Source organism: Peptoniphilus asaccharolyticus DSM 20463 (assembly GCF_900176115.1).
Classification (GTDB): Bacteria; Bacillota; Clostridia; order Tissierellales; family Peptoniphilaceae; genus Peptoniphilus; species Peptoniphilus asaccharolyticus.
The window spans coordinates 216,880-230,386 of record NZ_FWWR01000017.1 but is presented as its reverse complement, the minus strand read 5'-3'; the positions used below and the strand labels follow the sequence as shown (position 1 = coordinate 230,386).

The following is a 13,507-nucleotide window of genomic DNA, read 5'->3' as shown; positions in this document are numbered from 1 at the left end:
AGCGGATTGCTTCGCAATCATATAAAGAACAATTATTAAAGCTTGATTTCTATCTCAACGCCTGCTGGTAAGTTGAGTTTCATTAGAGAATCAACAGTCTTTTGATTTGGATTAACTATGTCAATTAGACGTTTGTGAGTTCTTTGTTCGAATTGCTCCCTTGAATCTTTGTACTTGTGAACAGCTCTTAGAATTGTTATGATTTCCTTTTCTGTAGGAAGTGGAATTGGACCTGAAACAGTAGCACCTGTTTGCTTTGCAGCTTCCACAATTCTTGAAGCAGAACTATCTAATAGTTCATGATCGTAAGCTTTAAGTCTGATTCTAATTTTTTGCTTGTTTGCCATTTTATTCCTCCTAATCGCTACGTTTTGCGAGTAGGGTTATTGATACACACTCCCCGGTGTTTCATGCCAGGGGTTAAAAAAAGAAAAAATAACCCACGCTGAAGTCCAGCTTCAACTTCTCGTCCATAATTACCTCAAAATCCCTTTTTCCCTCAAGATTCCAAGCAACTTATGGAGTCATCGCATATAAATATATTTCAAACGCTCATACATTATACAAAAACCAAGCCCCGATGTAAAGGACTTTTTCAAGATTATGTGATATTTTTTATATTTTTTTGAAAATTATTCCATTCAAAAAATTTTTTAAAAAATAAATTTAAAATCAACTGGTTTTTTAATGCCGTTGTGTATTATAACTCTTTTTAAAAATATTTACTACAACTATTTATATAACCAAAAGAAAAAGAGAACCCTAAAGTTCTCTAAATCTAATATATCTCTTCACCATATCTCAATTGTCTTCTAACTTCTTGTAACATCTCGTCCATCTTCTCAAGTTCTTTTAATTTTTCTTTTTCTTGTGGAGAAGTAGACAAGACTTTGCTTATCCCACCATTAGATATTACAACTCTCTTATCCGCCATTAGTGCCAACAACGGGTCATGTGTTGCCATCAAGACTATCTTGTCTTCTGACACCAACAAATCAAGAGCTTTCTTCCTATCTATTCCTGCATTTTCAATTTCATCTATTAAGACTATAGGAGACGTACTAAGAATTGCAGTATCCGCAATCATAAGAGCTCTTGATTGACCGCCACTTAAAGCTGTTATCTGAGTGTTGGTGTCGAATTTTTCACCAGCTAACCTGTTGGCTTCTTCTATTATTCTACTAACTGTACTCTCAACTTCTTCTATCATTCTACTCTGTGCATGCAGTTCAAGAAATTCTCTAACAGATAAATCCATTACAAAGTTCATATTTTGAGAAAGCTGTGCCACAAGTTTGTTATTAGAAGAAAATCTCCACTTCTTATCTGGAAATTCTCCATTTATCTTAATCGCTCTTTTGGTTGGAGTATCTCTATTAGCTGTCCACTCTATATCAGCAAGTAATCTCGACTTACCAGAGCCAGTTGGCCCAACTATCGAAACTATTTCAGAACGGTTTATCGTAAGCTCGTCAAACCCTTCTACATTCCCAGACTTGTCCATGCCCGACAGTATAGTTAAGCTTTCAACCCCATTGTCATTCATCCCCAAGAACTCTTTCATTTGAGTTATATAGCTAAAGAAGTCCTCTTCCATTCTCTCGATGTCTAATGCATTGTCCTCTATCTCTTCTATTGAAAAATGATTTAAAAAATCTCTATAAGTTGAATTTTCAAATCCGCTTATATCCAATTGGTTCTCTTCTAAAAATGAATCTATGAATGGATATTTATTTAAAAGTTCACCTATCGTTTTATTTTTCATCTTTATCTCTCATATCCATCTTTCTGACATTTCCCATTTGGTAGCTCTCACCTATTCTTCTTTCACCTAAACAATATGAACAAAGAGCCGCTGGCATAGGAAATCTAAGTTCCATTCCCTTTACAGATTCTATATTTTCATTTTCGTCATACAATAGCGTGCTGAGTTCATAAGCCCCTTGACCAGTAAGTCCATTCACATGCATAGTTATTGCCCTTGGATTCACAGAACTCACCTTAGCTGAAAACACCTCTCTTTCAGCTTGAGATACAATGTCTCCTTTTGTTATCACCACTATATCAGCCGATTTTAACATTGGCCCTATTTTCTTTGGAGTATTTATTCCTGATAAATTATCTATTACACAAATCCCCTTTACATCTTTTAAATATGGGGAACATCTATTGCAAAGCCCTGCAGATTCAGTTATCAATAAATCTAATTTGTTTTCATTTCCCCATTTAACCACTTCTTCAACATTAGAAGCAAAAAAATGATCCGGACAAAGCGCTCCTGACAGACCCTTTCTAACCATTATGCCGGCTTTTTCATAAAGCACATCATCATCTGTATATAGGCAGTCAAATTTAACTACTCCAACCATTATATTTCTTTGTTTCAAGGCTTCCGCCGTTTTTAAAATCATGCTTGTCTTACCAGAAGATGGAGGCCCTGACACTACTACAAAATTCATACTCTCACCCCAAAACTATATCATTAAATAAATTTTCACACTTATTTAAAATCTCGCCAATATCGTTGTTGTGTATATAATCCCAACCAACCCATTTAAAAGTCTTATCATCACTTAGTTTATTATCTACCAGTGGATTAGTTGATGGGAATTTACCATTCGATGAAAATATCTCTCCGACCTCTTTAGATGTAAAATATTTCATAAATGGCAATAGCTCTTCTCTGTCTTTCTTAGCCACCAAAAATATTGGACTTATTATAGCCCCATCTTCAGGCCACACAGCTTTCATATTTCCTTCAGCTGGAATCATCTGTGTAAAGAAATATGGTGAAATATTTATCGCCGGCCCTCTCTCTTGAGGTTTTAGCTTTACCATTTGCGCCGGATGCAAACTCTTGTAGAAAGACCTTGCCAAGTTCTTAATTCCATCTTCTCCAAATTCCGCATATATGTGTAGTATCACAGCATTGAATAAATCTAAGTCCTTCATTGGAAGTGCAAGAGAATTTTCAAATTCAGGCTTTAATATATCCGCCCAAGTCTTTGGACACTCCCTATCTCCAAGGAAAGTTTCATTCACCATCAAAACAGCCGGCACAACACCTATTATATAATATTCTCCCTTAGGGTCTCTCAAATCAATTGCATCATTGCAGAAATCCGAATTAAATTCTTTATTGTTGGTTTTAAAAATCCCCTTGTCGTTGTACTGTCCCATATATTTTTTATCAAAAAACAATTCAAAGCCTGCAGAAAGCATCATATCAGGCAACTTATTAACATCACCTGTCGCAACTTGTTCTTGTATGAACTCTATTCCCATGCTCGCAGAACGCAAATCAAATCCAATCTTCTTTTCCATCGTACTTTGAAGTTTTTCAACTTCGGCAGAGAAATTTTCAAGCAGAGGAAGTCTTATCGGACAAGGCAAAACTCCTTCTATTCTAATATCTCCATCAGCGAAACTCCCCTCTTCACTCAAAGTCTTATCAACTGAATTTCTATTTTGGCTTATGGCATCTTCTAACTTATTGCAAAATAACGCAACACTTATCTTTTTCATTTTAAGCGCCATTTCTAAACTCACTGAATTAGCCATAGTTTTTCTCATAATAGGATTACTCAACTGCTCAAATCCATTAGTTACAAACACATCCAGTGTTTCAGGATAATCTCCAATAATCTTTCCAATTTTATCTTCTATATTAAAATACTTATTCATAATATGCTCCTGTTTCTCATATAAATCTTCTATTCGTCTTATCTTAAATAAAATATAACACAAACTTCAAACCGATTACGTAACATATGATACGAATTATCTTTTTTACAAAAAAATAATTCAATTAGTTCTCTATAAATTAAAAGAATTTCAATAGTCAATCATATTTCAAAATAAAATAAGGGCATGAACTCTACGTCCACACCCATAAAATATAAATTTTATTCAATCCAAATCAATCTTCTGCTCTTAAAATATTTATGTCCTTACCATCCATTATTCTATTCATATTTCTAACAGAACACATCTTGCCACACATTGTGCAAGAATCGCCATGCATAGGAACACTCTCTTCCCTATATCTCTTACATTTTTCCGGATCCATTGAGAGTTCAAATTGAGCGTCCCAATCCAAAACTCTACGGGCTTCTCCCATCTTTCTATCCCACTCGAAAGCACATTTCACACCTTTAGCTATATCTCCAGAATGAGCAGCTATCCTACAGGCGATTATTCCCTCTCTCATATCATCAAGAGTCGGTAATCTCAAATGCTCTGCAGGAGTTACATAACAAAGGAAATCCACTCCAGCTGCAGCAGCAATCGCACCACCAATGGCTGAAGTTATATGGTCATATCCAGGCGCCACATCTGTTACCAATGGCCCTAAGACATATAGAGGAGCTTCATGAGTCAACTTCTTAGCTATCTTGATATTAGTTTCAACATCATTTATCTGTATATGTCCCGGCCCTTCTATCATAACCTGAACATTTTTATCCCAAGCTCTCTTAGCTAACTCACCCAATAAAATTAATTCATGTATTTGACTTGCATCTGTTCCGTCAGCCAAACATCCTGGTCTCATACCATCTCCCAAAGATATTGTGATGTCATATTCCGCACATATATCCAATAGTCGGTCGTAATATTCAAAATAAGGATTCTCTCTCTTATTCAACTCCATCCAAGCGTATGTAAGTGAACCACCTCTTGATACAATATTTAAAAGTCTCGGATTTCTTTTAAAGACTTCCGCAGATGAAAGATTAACTCCTGCATGAATGGTAACAAAGTCAACTCCATTTTCTCCATGCTTTCTAACAACGTCTAAAAATTCTTCAGCAGTTATATCTTGTAATTCCTTATCGTAAAATCCAACAGCATCATAGATTGGAACAGTCCCCACCATTGCGTCTGACACTTCGACAAGTCTCTTTCTAAATTGCTCAGTCTTTCCAAAAGATGATAAGTCCATTATTGCGTCAGCTTTCATGTTTAAAGCTTCTTTTACCTTTACAATCTCACACTCCACATCAGGACAGTCTCTTGATATTCCAAGATTTACATTTATTTTAGTCTTAAGCCCCTTGCCCACTCCAGCATATGTATTCCTCTTATGGTTTTTATTTGCTGGTATAGCAATCTTCCCCTCTTTAACTCCATTCAAAATAAACTCTACATCTAATCCTTCTCTTTGAGCAACTACTCTCATTTCATCAGTTACAAAGCCCGCCTTTGCAGCCTCCATCTGTGTCTTATACTTCAAAATATTCTCCCTCTCTTTTCTAAAAATAGGCTTTTGATACACTCCAGTTTTATAAATGAATACTGCAATAAAAAAACGTAGAATCCTCGTCAAAAAGTATTCTACGTTTCACGAATATTTCCCAACGTTGGCATTATCCAAATCTGGTTATAGGTCAAAGCCTGTTAGCTTACTCTCAGCCCAACATTATGAGCTCCCTTTATAACTAAATAATACCATATATTTTTTATAGTATGCAAACCAATAAAAAAACTCCCGAGTTTTCTCGAGAGTTTTGATTTTTTATATTAGTTGTATTCGTAGAAGCCTTTTTTAGTTTTTCTACCAAGTTGTCCCGCTCTAACCATTTTTCTAAGAAGAGTGTGTGCTCTGTATTTAGGGTCTTTAAATTCATCATAAAGTACATCCATAATAGCAAGCACTACATCTAATCCAACTAAGTCCCCTAATTCAAGAGGGCCCATTGGGTGGTTAGCTCCAAGTTTCATAGCGCTGTCGATATCTTCAACGCTTGCTACTCCCTCAGCATAAATTCCAATAGCTTCGTTAATCATTGGGATTAAAATTCTATTTACTACAAATCCAGGTGCTTCTGCCACTTCAACTGGAGTCTTACCTATTTCATTAGATAGATCAATTATAGTTGTCTTAACAGCTTCATCTGTAAGTTGTCCTGAAATAACTTCGATAAGTTTCATTGCAGGCACTGGATTGAAGAAGTGCATTCCTATTACCTTATCAGGTCTAGATGTTGCAGCTCCTATATCAGTTATTGAAAGAGAAGAAGTGTTTGAAGCAAGGATTGTTGATTCTTTGCAAACTTCATCAAGCTCTTTAAAAATTGCTTTCTTAATTGTAGGATTTTCAGTTGCAGCTTCAATTATTAAATCTGCATCTTTGATGTCTTCTATAGAGTCTGAAACAGATAAATTCTTAAGTGCTTGATCCATTTCTTCTTGAGTCATCTTACCCTTAGAAACATTTTTTTCATAACCTTTTTTAATTCTTTCTTGAGCTGCTTGAAGAGCTTGTGGTGCTATATCTCTTACAACAACTTCGTGTTTTGGTGCTAAAACTTGAGCTATACCAGAACCCATAGTACCTGATCCTATTACTGCTATTTTCATCTTTTCCTCCTTAGTTGTTTTGAAATTGTGGTTTTCTCTTTTCAAGGAATGCGTTCATTCCTTCTTTTTGATCGTTAGTTGCAAAGCATAGACCGAAAAGTGACTTTTCTATATTCATAGCTGTGTCGATATCTACTTGCATACCTGTATTCATAGATTCCTTACAGTTTCTAATAGCTGTCTTAGAGTTCTTTGTTATCTTTCTAGCTATTTCATAAGCTTGTTCCATTAAATTTTCAGGTTCTACAACGTGAGATACAAGGCCTATTTCGTATGCCTTTTCAGCCTTAATAGGTTCAGCTGTGAAAATTAATTCTTTAGCTTTAGCTAAACCTACTGTACGAGCAAGTCTTTGAGTACCACCAAAACCAGGAGTTATTCCAAGGCCTACTTCAGGTTGACCAATTAGTGCTTTTGTTGAAGCAACTCTTATATCGCAAGAAAGAGCTAACTCACAACCACCCCCAAGGGCAAATCCGTTTATTGCTGCAATTACCGGTATTTTTAACTTTTCAAGTTTTAAAAATACATCCATACCTCTTTTAGCAAATTCACTTGCTTCTGCAGGATTTAAAGTAGCCATTTCAGAGATGTCAGCTCCAGCTACGAAAGCTTTTCCAGCTCCAGTTATAACTACAACTTCTATGTCTGTAGATAATTCTATTTCAGTAAAACATTTGTCAAGTTCATTTATAACTTCTGAATTAAGAGTGTTTAAGCTCTTTTCCCTATTTATTGTAAGCGTTAAAATATTTTCGTTATTCTCAAGTTTTAAAAATTTGTAATCCATTTTATATCATTTAGCCTCTTTCAACTGTAAGTGCTGTTCCTTGTCCCCCACCTATACATAAAGTAGCAAGACCTTTCTTTGCGTCTCTCTTCTTCATTTCGAAAAGCAAAGTTGTTAAAATTCTAGCTCCACTTGCTCCGATAGGGTGTCCTACAGCGATTGCTCCTCCGTTTACATTTACCTTTTCCATATCAAATCCAAGTTCTTTAGCTACAGCGCCAGCTTGTGCTGCGAATGCTTCGTTAGCTTCGATTAAATCAAGATCAGAAACTTCCCATCCAGCTTTATCAAGAGCTTTTCTTGAAGAAGGGATTGGACCAGTACCCATTATTTTAGGATCTACACCAGCTGATGCATAAGATACAACAGTTGCTAAAGGTTCAATGCCTAATTCTTTTGCTTTTTCTTCTGACATAACTACCATTATAGCAGCTCCGTCGTTGATTCCTGATGCGTTACCAGCTGTAACAGTGCCACCATCTTTTTTGAAAGCTGGTTTTAATTTAGCAAGAGCTTCTTCAGTTACTCCGTCTCTTATAAATTCGTCTCTATCTACAACAGTTACATTACCTTTTCTGTCTTTGATTTCTACAGGCACGATTTCATCAGCAAATCTTCCGTCTCTACGAGCAACTTCAGCTCTGTTTTGAGAAACTGTTGCAAGGTGATCTTGTTCTTCTCTTGAGATGCCAAATTCTTCAGCTACGTTTTCAGCTGTGATTCCCATGTGGTAATTGTTGAATGCATCCCAAAGACCATCTTTAATCATTACGTCGATCATCTTACCGTCGCCCATTCTTGCTCCCCATCTTGCTTTATCAAGTACATATGGAGCTAATGACATATTTTCAGTACCACCAGCAAGAACTATTTCAGCATCTCCAGCTTTTATAATTTGAGCTGCAAGTGAAATTGCTCTAAGTCCTGAACCACAAACCTTGTTGATTGTCATTGCTGGAACTTCCTTAGGAATTCCTGCTTCTATACAAACTTGTCTTGCAACGTTTTGTCCAAGACCAGCTTGAAGAACGTTTCCTATAATTACTTCGTCAATTGTTGCAGGATCAATTCCAGCTCTCTTGATAGCTTCTTGAGCTGCTACTTTTCCAAGTTCTACAGCTGTAACGTTTTTAAATACCCCACCGTAAGAACCTACAGGTGTTCTTGCCGCACTTGCAATAACTACTTTTGTCATAAATTTTCCTCCTAAAATTAAATCTGGTCAACTTTAAAGCTACCTGATTGATTTGTGTTTTTTATTTTTTTGCTCTTTGCTTGAATTTTAACCAATTATGTTAAGTTAAAGTCCAAATAAACTTTTAAAGTTCCATAATCTAAATTTTATAGCTGTAAAGCAAAATGTTTTATAGCTATGTACTTATAAATGCCATAAATTTTCAGCAATTACAAATATCTTTTTTAAACTCTATCTGAAGTTTTTAGTTATTCCTTTACCAAGTTAATTTATAGCATATTATCAGCTAATATTAATATTACCCATTACAAAACTTTAATCAACAATAAATGTATTAAAATTATTTCCCACAATGTGAAATTGATTCTAAATGTTTCCATTGAGATTTTAACATAAATCTACTTTAAAAGCACCTTTTAGAATAGATTTAATTTATTTTTAATTCTATTCTACTAAAAATTGTGTTTTTATCTCATTTAACACTTAAAAAGTAAAGAACCTAAGTCCTTTACTTTCTAAAATTGTTTTCAATTATATCAATGATTTTAACAGCAGCAGTTCCATCACCATAAGGATTTACAGCATGAGCCATTTCATTATAAACTTCTTGATTATCTATAAGCTCTAAAAAGTTTTTATAAACATTTTCATACTTAGTACCAACAAGTCTTGCTGTGTTAGCATCTACACCTTCCATTCTCTCAGTTTCTTCTCTAAGAACTAAGACAGGCTTTCCAAGTGCCGGAGCTTCTTCTTGAACTCCACCAGAATCTGTAAGCACCAAATGAACTTTGTTCATAAGATTTGAGAAAGGAAGATAATCAAGAGGTTCTATCATGTGAACTCTATCTTCATCTTCAAAATATTTCTTAGCTATTTCTCTAACCTTTGGATTTAAGTGTACCGGGAATATAACTTCTATATTTTCCCTCTCTCTAACTACATCTTTTACTGCTTTAAATATATTTTCCATAGGTTGTCCTATATTTTCCCTTCTATGAGAAGTCAATAGCACAACTTTTTTAGAATAATCTATTTCGTTTAGAACACTGTCTTCAAATACAAAATCTTCTTTTACAGCTATCTTTAAAGCATCTATTACAGTGTTTCCTGTAATATAAATTTTTTCGTCATCATAGCCTTCTCTAAGTAAATTTTGTCTGTTGCCATCTGTTGGACAAAAATGGAAGTCAGTAAGCACTCCGGTTAACATTCTGTTAGCTTCTTCCGGATATGGTGAATATAAATTCCCTGATCTAAGTCCCGCTTCAACGTGCCCTATCTTGATTTGCTTATAGAATGCTGCAACAGCTGATGCAAAAACTGTTGTAGTATCGCCTTGTGTCAAAAGCAAATCCGGCTTTTCTTTATCCAAAATCTTTTCAAGGCCTAAAAGAGAATTTACAGTTATCTCTGTAAGAGTTTGACCCGGTTTAAAAATATTCATATCATAGTCTGGCACTATGTTAAATATCTTCAAAACTTGGTCTAACATCTCTCTATGTTGTCCAGTAACAGCAACTATGGTTTCTATATTAGTTCTCTTTTTAAGTTCTAACACTATAGGTGCCATTTTTATGGCCTCAGGTCTAGTCCCGAAAACACATATTACTTTCATTTATTCCTCCTTGGACTTAAACATCCCGCTAAATATTCCCATGACTATAATTCCGGCTATTACAAGTGCAGATATAAATAGACCTGTCTTAGCATCTACTTTAGCTACCACTATGGCTAATAACCCAAATATAATTGATATCACATAAAGTGTGAGAACAGTTTGCTTTTGCGTAAGCCCTAAAGCCAAAAGTCTATGGTGTAAATGACCTTTATCGGCTTGCATTATTTTTTTACCACTTAATTTTCTTCTTATCATAGCAAAAGTTGTATCAAAGACCGGCACTCCAAGTATCAACACCGGCACTATAATAGTTAGTGCAGCGGCTGACTTCATTATACCTTCAACTGATATATAAGATAGCATAAATCCTAAAAATAAAGCTCCGGTATCTCCCATAAAAATCTTTGCCGGATTGAAGTTATAGGGCAAAAATCCTGCACACGCTCCAACCAAAAGAGCTGCTATAATTGCCATGTTGCCATAGCCAAACTTATTTGCTATTACCATAAGAGAAATCGAACAGATTAGTGAAACTCCAGCCGCCAATCCATCCATTCCATCTATTAAATTAACAGTGTTAGTAATGCCCACAATCCAAAATATAGTTATTGGAATTGAAAGCACTCCCAAAAATATTACAGTCTCTCCTATTGGAAATGGATTGGTAAAAAATTCTACTCTGACATTTCCGACTATTAATATTAGTGCTGCTGTAAGTTGAAACAATAGTTTCATCTTAGGGCTCATGTCCGTCTTGTCATCTATAAGCCCTGAAATGAGAATTAAAGTTGCCCCTATCATGACGCATATCAATTCTCTATTCAATTTTAAGAAAACTATCATACCAATCATTATAGCAACATACATTGCCACACCACCTGAAAGTGGTATTGGCTTATTGTGCATTCTTCTGGCATCCTTAGGTATATCTAAAAACCCAAATTTTTTAGCAAGTCTTATCACAATCGGAGTCATGACAAGAGATACTAAAAACGCCAGAACAATAGGTTTTAAGAGTTGCGCCATATCAGACACCTCTTACTTAGTTCCGAATAATCTATCCCCGGCATCTCCAAGCCCTGGTAAGATATATGCGTGGTCATTAAGTTCTCTTTCTACTGATGCAACATATATATCAACATCTGGATGAGCTTCTTGAACTACTTTTATTCCTTCTGGTGCAGCTAATATGTTAAGAGTTCTGATGCTTGTAGCTCCAGCTCTTTTAACTTCATCAATTGCCTCTATTAGAGAACCACCTGTTGCAAGCATTGGATCTAAAAGTATAATTGTTCTCTCTTCGATGTCTTTAGGGAACTTTGAATAATAAGTAACTGGCTTTAAGCTTTCAGGGTCTCTATACATACCAATATGTCCTACTCTCGCACCTGGCACTACTGATAAAACTCCGTCTACCATTCCAAGTCCCGCTCTTAAAATAGGAACTATACCTATCTTCTTTCCGGAAATTTCTTTGCCTATAGTTTTTTCAAGAGGAGTTTCCACTTCTATATCTCTAAGTTCTAAATCTCTTGTAACTTCATATCCCATAAGCGCAGACATTTCTGTTACTAATTGTCTAAAATCTTTAGATGAAGTGTTTTTATCTCTTAAAATCGTAAGTTTGTGTTGTATTAATGGATGATCTGTAACTACTAATTTCCCCATATTTCCTCCTTAAAGTCCAAATACTACTCTACCTGAACAAGCTTTTAAAAGTCTGTTCATAATGCTAACTCCTAAGCCTCTTAACTCAAAGCCCTCTACATAAATTATATCGACCTTTTCATCATCACATTTTCTCAAGTCTTCGAATAAATTTGAAGCTATTTCTTCTAAGTTTTCTCTTGAGCCAAGTGAAGCTAAAAAATGTGCTCCTTCGTATCCTTCTACAGTTTCATCTGTAGCCAATACTGCTATCTTTTTATTTTTTTGCTCAGTAATTCTCTTATTAATTTCTTTTACTACATTATCCAAATTACCTACAAAACAGTATGCCTCTGCTTTTGGTGCATAGTGTTTATATTTTTGCCCTGGTGACTTTGGAACTATAGATTCATCTTTTGAAATAATTGACTCGTCAATCCCTATGTTCGGTACAACTACTTGTAAGTCCTCTTTAGTTACCTTGCCAGGTCTTAATATCAAAGGAGGATTTACAGTTGTATCTACAACAGTTGATTCTATACCTACTGTTGCCTTTCCTCCATCAACTATTACCTCAACCTTGCCATTTAAATCTTCAAACACTCTTTGGAAAGATGTTGTTGAAGGTTTCCCTGAAATATTCGCTGAAGGTGCAGCAATAGGTTTTTTACAATATGAAAGTATAGCTCTTGCAACTTCGTGAGAAGGCATTCTTACCGCTACAGTTTCTAATCCTGCTGTAGCTTCATCAGGAACGTTCTCAGTCCTATTCATTATCAAAGTCAATGGTCCCGGCCAAAACATCTCCATCATATTTTTTGCATCTTCGCTTATATTTTCTACAATTCCATCAAGTTGAGAAATTTCAGCAATATGTAAAATTAGAGGATTGTCTCCAGGTCTATTTTTTGCTTGATAAACTTTCTTTAAAGCTTCTGGATTTAATCCATCAGCACCTAAGCCATATACTGTTTCTGTTGGAAACACAACCAACCCACCTGAATCAAAAACACTCTTTATTTCTTCAAGTTGATCTTTTGTGATATTCTCTTTTACTTTTATAATTTTAGTATCCATAATGTTCAAACCTTTCTTTCTGCATTAAATTATAACAATTAGTTAAATAGCATACAAGTTAAGATACTTTTAAATTTCTTATTGCCTTTCATTAATATAACCCTTGTGGTATACTTTTATTGAGATTACATATGGAATATTTTAGGAGGTTTACATGGATAATCAATTTGAATTCGATGATTTTATTATCAAAGGTGACACTCTTGTTGGAATGACAAGACAAGGTAAAGACAAAATTAAAAATGAAGGTATAACTCACATGCCTATACCTAAAGAAGGACCAGATGGAACTCCAATCAGAAAGATTGGCCAAAACTGTTTCTACCGTAGAAAATTATCTACTTTTGAAATCCCTGAAACAGTTGAAGAAATAGGTTACGACGCATTTGGTGTTAACAATATTTCTGAAATAACTATACCTGATTCAGTTAAGAAAATCGATGGATTTGCTTTCTACAGAAATAAATTAACAAATATAAAATTACCAGCTGAACTTACTCACATTGGACCTAGTGCATTTGCTCTTAACAACATTTCAAACATTGAGTTCAATGACAAACTTGAACTTATCGATACTTCATCTTTCTATAGCAATGCGATTGAAAAACTTGAACTTCCAAGCTCATTAAAGAAAATCAATATGTTTGCTTTTAGAAAAAATAATATCTTCGAAGTAGAAGTGCCTGCTAACGTTGCTGAACTTCACAAAGATGCTTTTGAAACAACTACTATAATTAACAAATAAATAAGCTATTAAACATTTCCGAAATATATCGGAAATGTTTTTTATTATAGAAACTTGAGCCTTGCCTTGACT

At 35.0% G+C, this 13,507-nt stretch carries 13 protein-coding genes and 1 riboswitch; of the genes, 1 reads left to right on the top strand and 12 read right to left on the bottom strand.

Features of this window, described 5'->3' with window-relative positions; translation table 11 throughout:
- Positions 1-35 precede the first annotated feature (35 nt).
- The 12 genes from rpsJ to B8869_RS10960 form a co-directional block, all read right to left on the bottom strand.
- The gene (gene rpsJ, locus B8869_RS11015; RefSeq protein ID WP_004820326.1) at positions 36-347 is read right to left on the bottom strand and encodes a 30S ribosomal protein S10; all 312 of its coding nucleotides are present in this window, start codon (positions 345-347) and stop codon (positions 36-38) included.
- 431 nt (positions 348-778) lie between these two features.
- Positions 779-1,765, bottom strand: a complete 987-nt coding sequence (locus B8869_RS11010; RefSeq protein ID WP_084231651.1) for an ATP-binding cassette domain-containing protein — start codon at positions 1,763-1,765, stop codon at positions 779-781.
- The gene (locus B8869_RS11005) at positions 1,755-2,459 is read right to left on the bottom strand and encodes a GTP-binding protein (protein ID WP_084231650.1); all 705 of its coding nucleotides are present in this window, start codon (positions 2,457-2,459) and stop codon (positions 1,755-1,757) included. Before B8869_RS11005 ends, B8869_RS11010 begins: the two co-directional genes overlap by 11 nt.
- A 4-nt stretch (positions 2,460-2,463) precedes the next feature.
- The gene (locus B8869_RS11000; RefSeq protein ID WP_084231649.1) at positions 2,464-3,684 is read right to left on the bottom strand and encodes an ABC transporter substrate-binding protein; all 1,221 of its coding nucleotides are present in this window, start codon (positions 3,682-3,684) and stop codon (positions 2,464-2,466) included.
- A gap of 235 nt (positions 3,685-3,919) precedes the next feature.
- The gene (gene thiC / locus B8869_RS10995; protein ID WP_084231648.1) at positions 3,920-5,233 is read right to left on the bottom strand and encodes a phosphomethylpyrimidine synthase ThiC; all 1,314 of its coding nucleotides are present in this window, start codon (positions 5,231-5,233) and stop codon (positions 3,920-3,922) included.
- A 102-nt stretch (positions 5,234-5,335) separates the two neighbouring features.
- A riboswitch (TPP riboswitch) is annotated at positions 5,336-5,443 on the bottom strand.
- A gap of 77 nt (positions 5,444-5,520) precedes the next feature.
- Positions 5,521-6,360, bottom strand: coding sequence for a 3-hydroxybutyryl-CoA dehydrogenase (locus B8869_RS10990; RefSeq protein ID WP_084231647.1), 840 nt, complete (start codon positions 6,358-6,360; stop codon positions 5,521-5,523).
- A gap of 10 nt (positions 6,361-6,370) precedes the next feature.
- The gene (locus tag B8869_RS10985; protein ID WP_084231646.1) at positions 6,371-7,150 is read right to left on the bottom strand and encodes an enoyl-CoA hydratase-related protein; all 780 of its coding nucleotides are present in this window, start codon (positions 7,148-7,150) and stop codon (positions 6,371-6,373) included.
- Positions 7,151-7,160: 10 nt separating this feature from the next.
- Positions 7,161-8,345 carry an acetyl-CoA C-acetyltransferase gene (locus tag B8869_RS10980; protein WP_084231645.1) on the bottom strand — a complete coding sequence of 395 codons (1,185 nt, stop codon included), beginning with the start codon at positions 8,343-8,345 and terminating at the stop codon, positions 7,161-7,163.
- A gap of 508 nt (positions 8,346-8,853) precedes the next feature.
- Entirely contained in the window at positions 8,854-9,963 is a 1,110-nt protein-coding gene (wecB, locus tag B8869_RS10975; RefSeq protein WP_084231644.1) for a non-hydrolyzing UDP-N-acetylglucosamine 2-epimerase, read from the bottom strand.
- Entirely contained in the window at positions 9,964-10,992 is a 1,029-nt protein-coding gene (locus tag B8869_RS10970; RefSeq protein ID WP_084231643.1) for a glycosyltransferase family 4 protein, read from the bottom strand.
- A 12-nt stretch (positions 10,993-11,004) separates the two neighbouring features.
- Entirely contained in the window at positions 11,005-11,634 is a 630-nt protein-coding gene (gene upp / locus B8869_RS10965) for a uracil phosphoribosyltransferase (protein WP_084231642.1), read from the bottom strand.
- A gap of 9 nt (positions 11,635-11,643) precedes the next feature.
- The gene (locus tag B8869_RS10960; protein WP_084231641.1) at positions 11,644-12,690 is read right to left on the bottom strand and encodes an L-threonylcarbamoyladenylate synthase; all 1,047 of its coding nucleotides are present in this window, start codon (positions 12,688-12,690) and stop codon (positions 11,644-11,646) included.
- 154 nt (positions 12,691-12,844) lie between these two features.
- On the opposite strand from B8869_RS10960, the gene B8869_RS10955 reads away from it, so the two are divergent.
- Entirely contained in the window at positions 12,845-13,435 is a 591-nt protein-coding gene (locus B8869_RS10955; protein WP_084231640.1) for a leucine-rich repeat domain-containing protein, read from the top strand.
- The last annotated feature ends 72 nt before the right edge of the window (positions 13,436-13,507 follow it).

What these genes read in the sequence shown, in the direction of transcription:
- B8869_RS11010 (WP_084231651.1), bottom strand. Translation starts at nt 1,765, where the DNA reads ATGAAAAATAAAACGATAGGTGAACTTTTAAATAAATATCCATTCATA.
- B8869_RS10980 (WP_084231645.1), bottom strand. Translation starts at nt 8,345, where the DNA reads ATGACAAAAGTAGTTATTGCAAGTGCGGCAAGAACACCTGTAGGTTCT.
- upp (WP_084231642.1), bottom strand. Translation starts at nt 11,634, where the DNA reads ATGGGGAAATTAGTAGTTACAGATCATCCATTAATACAACACAAACTT.
- wecB (WP_084231644.1), bottom strand. Translation starts at nt 9,963, where the DNA reads ATGAAAGTAATATGTGTTTTCGGGACTAGACCTGAGGCCATAAAAATG.
- B8869_RS10955 (WP_084231640.1), top strand. Translation starts at nt 12,845, where the DNA reads ATGGATAATCAATTTGAATTCGATGATTTTATTATCAAAGGTGACACT.
- B8869_RS10990 (WP_084231647.1), bottom strand. Translation starts at nt 6,360, where the DNA reads ATGAAAATAGCAGTAATAGGATCAGGTACTATGGGTTCTGGTATAGCT.
- B8869_RS11005 (WP_084231650.1), bottom strand. Translation starts at nt 2,459, where the DNA reads ATGAATTTTGTAGTAGTGTCAGGGCCTCCATCTTCTGGTAAGACAAGC.
- B8869_RS10960 (WP_084231641.1), bottom strand. Translation starts at nt 12,690, where the DNA reads ATGGATACTAAAATTATAAAAGTAAAAGAGAATATCACAAAAGATCAA.
- B8869_RS10970 (WP_084231643.1), bottom strand. Translation starts at nt 10,992, where the DNA reads ATGGCGCAACTCTTAAAACCTATTGTTCTGGCGTTTTTAGTATCTCTT.
- B8869_RS10985 (WP_084231646.1), bottom strand. Translation starts at nt 7,150, where the DNA reads ATGGATTACAAATTTTTAAAACTTGAGAATAACGAAAATATTTTAACG.
- B8869_RS11000 (WP_084231649.1), bottom strand. Translation starts at nt 3,684, where the DNA reads ATGAATAAGTATTTTAATATAGAAGATAAAATTGGAAAGATTATTGGA.
- rpsJ (WP_004820326.1), bottom strand. Translation starts at nt 347, where the DNA reads ATGGCAAACAAGCAAAAAATTAGAATCAGACTTAAAGCTTACGATCAT.